Source organism: Psychrobacter sp. 1U2 (assembly GCF_051847575.1).
This window is the reverse complement of record NZ_JBPYDC010000907.1, coordinates 1-779: the sequence shown is the minus strand read 5'-3', so window position 1 is coordinate 779 and position 779 is coordinate 1. Positions and strand designations below refer to the sequence as shown.

The window sequence follows — 779 nt, the reverse complement described above, 5'->3', positions numbered from 1 at the left end:
TGGTCGTGATATGGGAACGGTCGTTTTTCCAGATGCTGATGTGAAGGTTTTTTTGACGGCGAGTGCTACAGCCCGAGCTGAGCGCCGCGTAGCCCAATTGCTGAATGCTGGTCAAACAGCAGATTTTGAAGCCATTCTGAATACAATCAAAGCTCGTGATGAACGTGACGAAAACCGAACCACAGCACCGTCAAAACCTGCTGAAGATGCTTTGGTATTAGATAGCTCAATGTTAGATGCTGATAAAGTTTATAAGTTAATTAAAAAGCAATGCCAAGATAAAGGTATTTATTTTAATAGTTAATAAAAACAACATATTACGAACTAAAAACTTTCCTACGATGATTGAATTTAGTATAAAATTATAGTAATCAAGGTTAATAGTGTTTGAAGAAGTATCAAGATCTTTATATAAGACAGTTGTTGCTAGTAAGTAGAATTGACAAGAAGCTTATTATCAACAAACGTTTTTTTATATGATTGTATAAGATATAAAACCAGTATTCTCGTTTTATGCAATCATAAATTTGATCCGTACTGTGCTGGACAGGATACGGCTATACAAAGGTAGACATAATGGAATCATTTGCTGAACTATTTGAAGCGAGCATTGAAGAGCAGGGTCTGGATATTGAGCGTGGCTCAGTTATTACAGGTGCTGTTGTGGCCATCGATAGTGATTGGATCACAGTAGATACTGGTCTTAAATCTGAAGGTATCGTCGCTCGTGAAGAGTTTTTAAGCGAAGAAGGCGAACTTGAAGTTGAAGTTGGCGATAG

1 protein-coding gene and 1 pseudogene are annotated in these 779 nt (G+C 37.5%); both read left to right on the top strand.

The window, feature by feature from the left end:
- A partial coding sequence (locus tag ACS8FD_RS19475; protein WP_439277077.1) for a (d)CMP kinase occupies window positions 1–304 on the top strand: 304 nt, incomplete at its 5' end.
- A gap of 272 nt (window positions 305–576) precedes the next feature.
- Window positions 577–779 (top strand): annotated as a pseudogene (rpsA, locus tag ACS8FD_RS19470) (30S ribosomal protein S1); the annotation flags it as partial.